The organism is Clostridium sp. (assembly GCF_021443865.1).
Taxonomy (GTDB): domain Bacteria; phylum Bacillota; class Clostridia; order Clostridiales; family Clostridiaceae; genus Clostridium.
Genome location: NZ_JABUTB010000085.1, coordinates 1 through 8,776, shown reverse-complemented (window position 1 = coordinate 8,776; position 8,776 = coordinate 1). Strand labels below are relative to the sequence as shown.

General features: G+C 28.6%; 10 protein-coding genes and 1 other annotated feature. All 10 genes read left to right on the top strand.

Annotated features, from left to right (window positions below; all coding sequences use genetic code 11):
• Positions 1–119 precede the first annotated feature (119 nt).
• Positions 120–620, top strand: a complete 501-nt coding sequence (locus tag HUJ77_RS12835) for a hypothetical protein (RefSeq protein ID WP_291709229.1) — start codon at positions 120–122, stop codon at positions 618–620.
• 155 nt (positions 621–775) lie between these two features.
• Positions 776–1,285: a hypothetical protein gene (locus HUJ77_RS12830; RefSeq protein ID WP_291709227.1), complete on the top strand. Its 510-nt coding sequence runs from the start codon at positions 776–778 to the stop codon at positions 1,283–1,285.
• Between the two features lie 27 nt (positions 1,286–1,312).
• Positions 1,313–2,557, top strand: a complete 1,245-nt coding sequence (locus HUJ77_RS12825) for a replication-associated recombination protein A (protein WP_291709225.1) — start codon at positions 1,313–1,315, stop codon at positions 2,555–2,557.
• Between the two features lie 138 nt (positions 2,558–2,695).
• Positions 2,696–3,148 carry an Rrf2 family transcriptional regulator gene (locus tag HUJ77_RS12820; RefSeq protein ID WP_291709223.1) on the top strand — a complete coding sequence of 151 codons (453 nt, stop codon included), beginning with the start codon at positions 2,696–2,698 and terminating at the stop codon, positions 3,146–3,148.
• A 2-nt stretch (positions 3,149–3,150) separates the two neighbouring features.
• Positions 3,151–4,350: a cysteine desulfurase NifS gene (gene nifS / locus HUJ77_RS12815; protein WP_291709221.1), complete on the top strand. Its 1,200-nt coding sequence runs from the start codon at positions 3,151–3,153 to the stop codon at positions 4,348–4,350.
• Entirely contained in the window at positions 4,334–4,762 is a 429-nt protein-coding gene (gene nifU, locus HUJ77_RS12810) for a Fe-S cluster assembly scaffold protein NifU (protein WP_291709219.1), read from the top strand. The genes nifS and nifU overlap by 17 nt, the downstream gene beginning before the upstream one ends.
• A 5-nt stretch (positions 4,763–4,767) precedes the next feature.
• A complete protein-coding gene (gene mnmA, locus HUJ77_RS12805) occupies positions 4,768–5,856 on the top strand; it encodes a tRNA 2-thiouridine(34) synthase MnmA (RefSeq protein ID WP_291709231.1) in 1,089 nt (362 codons plus the stop codon).
• Between the two features lie 93 nt (positions 5,857–5,949).
• Positions 5,950–6,432 (top strand): PRC-barrel domain-containing protein, encoded by a 483-nt coding sequence (locus HUJ77_RS12800; RefSeq protein WP_291709217.1) that lies wholly within the window; start codon positions 5,950–5,952, stop codon positions 6,430–6,432.
• A complete protein-coding gene (locus HUJ77_RS12795) occupies positions 6,426–7,457 on the top strand; it encodes an AI-2E family transporter (protein ID WP_291709216.1) in 1,032 nt (343 codons plus the stop codon). The genes HUJ77_RS12800 and HUJ77_RS12795 overlap by 7 nt, the downstream gene beginning before the upstream one ends.
• 64 nt (positions 7,458–7,521) lie before the next feature.
• Positions 7,522–7,693: a binding site (T-box leader), on the top strand.
• A gap of 57 nt (positions 7,694–7,750) precedes the next feature.
• The coding region (alaS, locus tag HUJ77_RS12790) for an alanine--tRNA ligase (RefSeq protein WP_291709214.1) at positions 7,751–8,776 on the top strand (1,026 nt) is incomplete at its 3' end.

The window sequence follows — 8,776 nt, the reverse complement described above, 5'->3', positions numbered from 1 at the left end:
TTAATTTTATAAAATTAATTTGATACAGCTCTTTTTTAAAAAAAATTATTAACATAAATAAGTTTTTTATGTTATATTCTAATATATAGTTAATATAATATTATATAAATGGAGGGATTATGAAAAAAAGTATAATTATTTTAATGCTAATTATAAGCATTTTTGCTGTAAGTTGCTCTAGTAATGAAAGTGATTTTAGTAAAGAAAACAAAACTAAAATTAAGGATACTATAGATTTAGTGCTATCATATGAAAATGGTTATGATGATACTATAAAAAAACATATTAGCCAAGATAACTTTTATGGTTCTAATTTCTATGAGTTTTATACAATGTATGTAGGTGAAGTAGAAATTAAAAATTATAAAAGTAAAATAGTTAATATAAAAGAAGAAGCAGGGAAATATATAGCTACTACTTTAATTAATATAAACGCCTTAGCAGATGGAACTCATACTCATGATGATGGAAGTGTACATCAAAGTGCACACGAAATTAATGGTAAAGATATACCTGTGGAATTTACACTTATGGAAAAGGATGGAGACTTCTACATAGAAGATTTTACAGCTTACGAAAATCTTGAAAAGGCTAAAGAATTAAATGAGGGTTTTAGATAAGAGCTTAATTTAGTAATATAATTCTTGTAAGTTATTTGAAAAGAGAATACAATTTTGTATTCTCTTTTTTGCTTTAATAAACATAGAAATAACTTTTTTATGATATTATTTATATATGTGTTTATAAAAAAATAATTTGTTATATGGAGGAATAAATGAAAAAGAATATATTAAAGTTTATGTTAATTATGATTATTAGTATAGTTATAATTGGATGTCAAAATACTTCAAAGGATTTTGATGGTAAAGAAAAAGAGAATATTAAAGATACTATAGATTTAGTATTATCTTATGAAAAGGGGTATGATGATACTATGAAAAAACATATCAGTGAGAAAAATTTCTACGTATGTAATTATGCAGAATTTTACTCAAGATATATTGGAGAAGTAGATATTAAGGACTATGATAGTGAAATTGTTAGTATAAAAGAAGAACAAGATAGGTATGTTGTGTGCATGACAATAAATATTACTGCTGTAGCAGTAGAAGTGCATCAGAATGATGATGGAAGTGTTCACGAAGAAGGTAGTGACGAAGCAATTGGAGAAGATATTCCAGTAGAAGTTATTTTGAAGGAACGAAATGGAGAGCTATATATAGAAGGTTTTACAGAGTATGAAAACCTTGAAAAAGCTAAAGAATTAAATGAAGGATTTAAATAAGCATTTTTAAAAAGAAGAGGTGATTTTATGAAACCATTAGCAGAAGTAATGCGCCCTCAAAAGTTAGAAGATTTTATAGGACAAAAAAATATACTAGGTGAAGGAAAACCTTTATATAACTTAATAGTAAGTAAAAAAATACCTAATTGTATTCTTTATGGACCACCTGGTACTGGAAAAACAACTTTAGCTAATATAATGGCTAATTATAGTGATAGAAAATTTTATAAATTAAATGCAACTACTGCATCAGTTAAGGATATTCAAGAAATCACTGAAAGTCTTGATAGCTTACTTAATTATAATGGAGTAGTTATATATATAGATGAATTACAACATTTTAGTAAGAAGCAACAGCAAGCACTTTTAGAATTTATTGAAAATGGAAGGGTAACACTTATAGCTAGTACTACTGAAAATCCGTATTTTGCTATTCATAAAGCAATATTAAGTAGATGTAATATATTTCAATTTCAATCATTAACGATAGAAGAAACAATTGAAGGATTAGAGAAGGCTATAAAAAGATTAATAGATGATGGAATAGAAGTAGAATATACTGTAGATGCCCTAAAATATATTTCAGAGATTTCTCAAGGTGATTATAGAAAAGCTTATAACATATTAGAACTAGCTATTAATTCTCAATTGAATAAGGTGAAAAATATAAATGTTGAATATATAGAGAGCCTAAGTCAATCCCATATAAGGGCAGATGCAAGTGGAGATGAGTATTATAATTTTTTAAGTGCGCTTCAAAAGAGTATAAGAGGAAGCGATGCTGATGCAGCCGTTCATTATTTAGCTAGGTTAATTAAGTCAGGAAATCTTCAAGCTATAATAAGAAGAATTTCAGTTATTGCAGCAGAAGACATAGGGCTTGCTCATCCAAATGCACTAACTGTTATAAATTCAGGAGTGGAGTTAGCTTTAAAGGTTGGCTTACCAGAAGCTTCATTAATATTATCTGAATTAGTGATATATCTTTCTACTCTACCTAAATCCAATAGTGCTTATATTGCAATATCTAAAGCTATGGCAGATCTGGACAGTAAAAACATCGGTGATATACCAAAACATTTAAAAGATGCTCACTATTCTGGTGCAAAAAACTTAGGAGTTGGAGGGTATAAGTATCCTCATGATTATGAAAATAATTATGTTAGCCAACAATATTTACCAGACAATTTAGAGGGAATAAAATACTATGATCCACAAAATAATAAGTATGAGAATAGTGTTAAAAATTATTGGGATAATATAAAAAAATAATGTAATATAAAATTACTATATTAAGTGATTAGTATATCCTTTAGAAAGCGGTGATATTATTGACAAGAATTAAGTGGTTTGATAATATATATGGGGTAAATACAAGTAAAATGGTCAACATTAAAAGGGGGAAGAACAATGAAGCTTTCTACTAAAGGAAGGTACGGGGTCAAGGCTATGGTAGACCTTGCAATGCACTATGGAGATACCCCCGTTTCAATAAAAACAATCTCTCAAAGGCAGAGTATATCTGAATATTATTTAGAACAATTATTTTCACCATTAAGAAGGGCAAAACTTATAAAAAGTATAAGAGGAGCACAGGGTGGATATGTTTTAAATAGAGCACCAAAAGATATTACAGTAGCAGATATTATGTATGTTCTTGAAGGACCTGTAGAAATAGCAGAATGTATTGAAGGTACTGAATGTGACAATATAGATTATTGTGCTACTAGATTGTTATGGGAAAAAATTAAAAATAGCATTGATGAAGTAATGGAAAGCATAACACTTCAGGATATAGTTGATGATTATAATAGATTGAAACAGGAAAGTGAATCTATTAAGTTTGTAAAGAGGAGCGAGTAAAGATGAAAAACGTGTATATGGACTATGCAGCAACTACTTATGTTAAACCAGAGGTTTTAGAAGAAATGATGCCTTTTTTTACAGAAAAGTATGGTAATCCATCATCTTTCTATGGTATTTCAAGAGAAACTAAAATGGCTATAGACAAAGCTAGAAATAGAGTTGCAAAAGCTTTAAATTGTGATTTAAGTGAAGTTTATTTTACTGGTGGTGGTTCAGAAGCAGATAACTGGGCAATTAAAGGAATTGCTTCAGCTCACAGAAAAAAAGGAAATCATATAATTACTACTAAAATTGAACACCATGCAGTTCTTCATACTTGTGAATATTTAGAAAAACAAGGCTTTGAAGTAACTTACTTAAACGTAGATAAAGAAGGGTTTATAGATTTAGAAGAGCTTAAAGGTGCCATAACAGATAAGACTATATTAGTTTCAATTATGTTTGCAAACAATGAAATTGGAACTATTCAACCTATAAAGGAAATAGGAGAAATTTGTAGAGAAAGAAAGGTTTTCTTCCATACAGATGCAGTTCAAGCAGTAGGAAATATACCAATAGATGTTAAAGAAATGAATATAGATTTATTATCTTTAGCAGGACATAAAATATATGGACCAAAAGGAATTGGTGCTCTTTATATAAGAAAAGGAGTAAAAATAGACAATTTAATTCATGGTGGTGGTCAAGAAAGAGCGAGAAGAGCTGGAACTGAAAACACACCATCAGTAGTAGGCCTTGGAAAAGCAATTGAACTTGCTACAGAGAGTTTAGAAGAACATAATAAAAAATTAATTGTTCTTAGAGATAAATTAATAGATGGTTTATTAAAGGTACCTCATACTAGGCTAAATGGCCCTAGAGGGGATAAGAGGCTACCTGGTAATGTAAATATTACTTTTGAATTTATCGAAGGCGAATCTATTCTTTTATCATTAGATTTTGAAGGAGTATGTGCTTCAAGTGGAAGTGCTTGTACTTCTGGATCTTTAGATCCATCTCATGTTTTACTAGCTATTGGGTTGCCTCATGAGTTAGCACATGGATCTTTAAGATTAACATTAGGAGATGGATCAACAGAAGAAGATGTTAACTATGTCTTAGAAGTAGTTCCACCGATTATTGAAAGATTAAGAAATATGTCACCATTATGGGAAGACTTTATTAAGAAGGGAGAAAAATACTATGATGTACAGCGATAAGGTAATGGATCATTTTAGAAATCCAAGAAATGTGGGGGAAATTGAAAATGCAAGCGGTGTTGGAGAAGTTGGAAATGCCAAATGCGGAGATATTATGAAGGTTTATTTACAAATAGAAGATAATGTAATAAAAGATGCTAAATTCAAAACCTTCGGATGTGGCTCTGCTATTGCATCTTCATCAATGGCAACAGAATTAATAATAGGTAAAACCGTTGAAGAGGCTTGGGAACTATCTAATAAAGCCGTTGCAGAAGCTCTAGATGGGCTTCCACCTGTAAAAATGCACTGTTCTGTATTAGCGGAAGAAGCAATACATAAAGCAATAAATGATTATAGAAAAAATGCAGGATTAGAGCTATGGGATTTCGAAGAACATGATGACATTCACGATCATGTACATGGAGATTAGTAGAGATTAATATGAAAAAGAAAGTTGTAATAGGTATGAGTGGCGGAGTTGATAGCTCTGTTGCTGCCTATCTTTTAAAAGAACAAGGTTACGATGTTATAGGCGTAACAATGAAACATTTTGATGATGAATCTGAAGACTATGTTGAAAGAGAAGGGGGATGTTGTTCCCTATCATCAGTAGAGGATGCTAGAAGAGTTGCTGATAAGTTAGGAATTCCTTTCTATGTCCTTAATTTTAAAGAGTCTTTCAAAGAGAAAGTAATAGATTATTTTGTGCAAGAATATATAGAAGGAAAGACTCCTAATCCATGTATAGCTTGCAATAAGCATATAAAGTTTGATGAATTTTTGAGAAGATCAAAAGCAATTACAGCTGATTATGTAGCTACAGGCCATTATGCAAAAATTAAACAAAATGAAGATGGTAGATATCTTTTAATTAGAGCTGATGACGATAGAAAAGATCAAACATATGCGTTATATAATTTTACTCAAGAGCAATTAAGTCAGACTTTGATGCCTTGTGGAGATTATACAAAGGATAAAATAAGAGAAATAGCAAAGGAAATTGGTTTAGCAGTTCATAACAAAAAAGACAGTGAAGAAATATGTTTTATACCAGATAATAATCATGGTAAATTTATTTCTTTAGTTAGACCTGATGAAGTGAACCAAGGAAATTTTGTTGATAAAAATGGTAATGTATTAGGAAAGCACAAGGGAATAGTATATTACACTATAGGTCAAAGAAAAGGCTTAGGTATAGCTTTAGGAAGACCAGTTTTTGTTACAGATATTAATCCTAATACTAATGAAGTTGTTCTTGGACCAGAAGAAGATATATTTAAGACTGATTTAGTAGCAAAGGATGTTAATTTTATTCCTTTTGATAAACTTGAAAAAGAAATGACTGTTCAAGCAAAGGTTAGATATTCAGCAAAGCCTTGTGAAGCTATAATATATCCTTTAGAGGATGGTAAAATTAAGGTTTCATTTAAGGATAAGCAAAGAGCTATAACTAAAGGACAATCCGTTGTTTTCTATGATGGAAACATAGTAGTTGGTGGCGGAATAATAGAAAAAATAATATAAAAGATAAAAATTCCTATATTTTAATATATAGGAATTTTTTTTTGCTTTTGGGAAAAAATAATCCTAAGCTTCTTTGAAGGGTGTGATGTTATTTTGTTAAAAACGAAAGATTTTTATTTGCTTAAGGTTTTTGATATTAGGGGGAAGTATTTAGGGATTATAGATGACATTTATATAGATTTTTATAATGGGAAAATAAAAGGCTTTCTAATCTCTAATTATTTGCTTTTTAGTAAAAGGAATTTTATAAAGGTTGAAGATATTGTTTATATAGAGGATGTAATGATTATAAAAGAATTAAATAAAAAAGAAGGTATATCCTTTAGAAGTATTAAAGATATAGATGTGAAAGATAAAAATAATATTATTAAAGGTATACTAGAGGATTTAATTATAGATAGAATTGATTTATCTATAAAAGGATTAGTTATAAGCTCGGGAATATTTGACAGAATAGTTAAAGGGAAAGAAATATTACTTTTAAAGGAATGTATCTTAGGAGAAGACTTTATTTTATATTATGGTGATAGTAAAGTAAACTTCAAAAGTATTCCGAGAAAGAGGAAAACATGTTGATTAGTAATAAAATGAAAAAAGGAATTTATTATAGCTTATTAATAGTATTATTAATTTTTATTATTATATTATATTTAAAGTTGAAGACCTTTAAAAGTATAGTGAATATAATTTTCATAAGCTTTATATTAGCATATACATTAAAGCCTTTAAGAAATATATTATGTGATAAAATTAATATTAAGAAAAGAACATCTTCAATCATCATAATACTTAGTATAATTTTTTCTATTTCAATATTTATTTATATACTTATACCTTCTATTATAAGAGAAAGCTATAATTTTGGTAATATACTAGATAATATAGATATTTATGTAGAGGATATGGCTAAAAGGTTAAATATAACTAATATTTCGTTTTTTGATGTGATATATGGAAGGATAAGTGATGAAACAAATATCTTCTTTAGGAATTTTTCAAACTCTTTAGTAGATAATTTAATCTCTTCTTTAGAAAGTATTATCTCTTTAGCTATAGTACCTATAGTAACATATTATTTTCTTGTAGATGGTGAATTAATATTTAATAAACTTCTATTAATCTTACCTACAGAAAAAAGAGTTTTAGCTAAAAAGGTTTTAACTCATATGGATAAAGTTTTATCTAGGTATATAATAAGTCAATTACTTTTATCATTAATTATAGGAGTTTTAACTACTATAGCACTTTTCTTTTTGAAGGTTAAGTTTTCTATATTACTAGGTGTTTTTAATGGGGTATTAAATATTATTCCTTACTTTGGACCTATAATAGGTGGAATTCCAGCAGTTTTTATTGCTCTTATGGAATCTCCTAATAAAGCATTATGGACTTTAGTAATAGTATTTATTATTCAGCAAATAGAAGGTAATATATTATCCCCTAAGATAACTGGTGATAGTACTGATATGCATCCTATTATTATTATAATATTACTCTTGATTGGAGATAAATTAGGTGGGTTTATTGGAATGATAATAATAGTACCTATAGGGGTTATTATTAAAGTTATTTATGATGATATTAATGATTATTTGTTCTAAAATAAAATAATTGACATATTATAATAAATAAACTATAATTTCATTGAAATATAAGAAAAATTAATATTTAGCGTTGAAGAGAATGAGTAAATATACACTATGTATTCAGAGAAGAAGTGGTTGGTGAAAACTTCTTACATAATATATTGAAGCTATCTTGGAGCTGTTTTTTATCTAAGTGATGCATTTATGCATAATTAGGGTGGTACCGCGGAATATATGTTTTCGTCCCTTATTCTATATAGGGATGGAAACTTTTTTTATTATATAAAACTATAAATGGAGGTAAAATTATGAAATTCATAGGAACTAATGAGCTTAGAGAAGCTTATTTAAGATTTTTTGAATCAAAAGAGCACTTAAGATTAGAAAGTTTCCCTTTAGTGCCTAAAAATGATAAATCATTATTATTAATAAATGCAGGGATGGCACCTCTTAAACCATATTTCACAGGATTACAAGAACCGCCAAGAAAGAGAATTACAACTTGCCAAAAGTGTATTAGAACTGGTGATATTGAAAATGTAGGTAAAACATCAAGACATGGTACTTTCTTTGAAATGCTTGGTAATTTCTCATTTGGAGATTACTTTAAAGAAGAAATAATACCTTGGGCATGGGAGTTTATTACTGAAACTTTACAAATTCCAAAGGATAAATTATATGTAACTATTTATTTAGAAGATGATGAAGCTTTTGATATATGGCGTAAAAAAACTGATGTAGACCCAAAGAGAATTTTTAGATTAGGCAAAGACGATAATTTTTGGGAAATAGGTGTAGGACCATGTGGACCTTGTACTGAGATACATTTTGATAGAGGAGAAGGTGTTATTACAAATGTAGATGATTTTGTAAAAGCAGCTGATGAAGATAGAGTAGTTGAATTCTGGAATTTAGTATTTACTCAATTTGATAAGGATGAAGAAGGAAACTACAATAAGCTTGCTAATCCTAATATAGATACAGGAATGGGTCTTGAAAGAATTGCTACAATTATGCAAGGTGTAGATAATATATTTGAAATAGATACAGTTAAGAATATATTAAACAAAGTTGCTGAACTTTCAGGAGTTAAGTATGGAGAAAATTCTCAAAAGGATATATCTTTAAGAATAATTACAGATCACGTTAAATCTGTTACTATGCTTATTTCAGATGGAGTTCAACCGAGTAATGAAGGAAGAGGATATGTTTTAAGAAGACTTTTAAGAAGAGCAGCTAGACATGGAAGATTACTAGGAATTAAAGGATTATTCTTAACTGAAATTGTTCAATCTGTAGTTGATAATTATGGGGATGCATATCCAAATCTTAAA

What these genes read in the sequence shown, in the direction of transcription:
- nifS (WP_291709221.1), top strand. Translation starts at nt 3,151, where the DNA reads ATGAAAAACGTGTATATGGACTATGCAGCAACTACTTATGTTAAACCA.
- HUJ77_RS12820 (WP_291709223.1), top strand. Translation starts at nt 2,696, where the DNA reads ATGAAGCTTTCTACTAAAGGAAGGTACGGGGTCAAGGCTATGGTAGAC.
- HUJ77_RS12830 (WP_291709227.1), top strand. Translation starts at nt 776, where the DNA reads ATGAAAAAGAATATATTAAAGTTTATGTTAATTATGATTATTAGTATA.
- nifU (WP_291709219.1), top strand. Translation starts at nt 4,334, where the DNA reads ATGATGTACAGCGATAAGGTAATGGATCATTTTAGAAATCCAAGAAAT.
- HUJ77_RS12835 (WP_291709229.1), top strand. Translation starts at nt 120, where the DNA reads ATGAAAAAAAGTATAATTATTTTAATGCTAATTATAAGCATTTTTGCT.
- HUJ77_RS12825 (WP_291709225.1), top strand. Translation starts at nt 1,313, where the DNA reads ATGAAACCATTAGCAGAAGTAATGCGCCCTCAAAAGTTAGAAGATTTT.
- HUJ77_RS12795 (WP_291709216.1), top strand. Translation starts at nt 6,426, where the DNA reads ATGTTGATTAGTAATAAAATGAAAAAAGGAATTTATTATAGCTTATTA.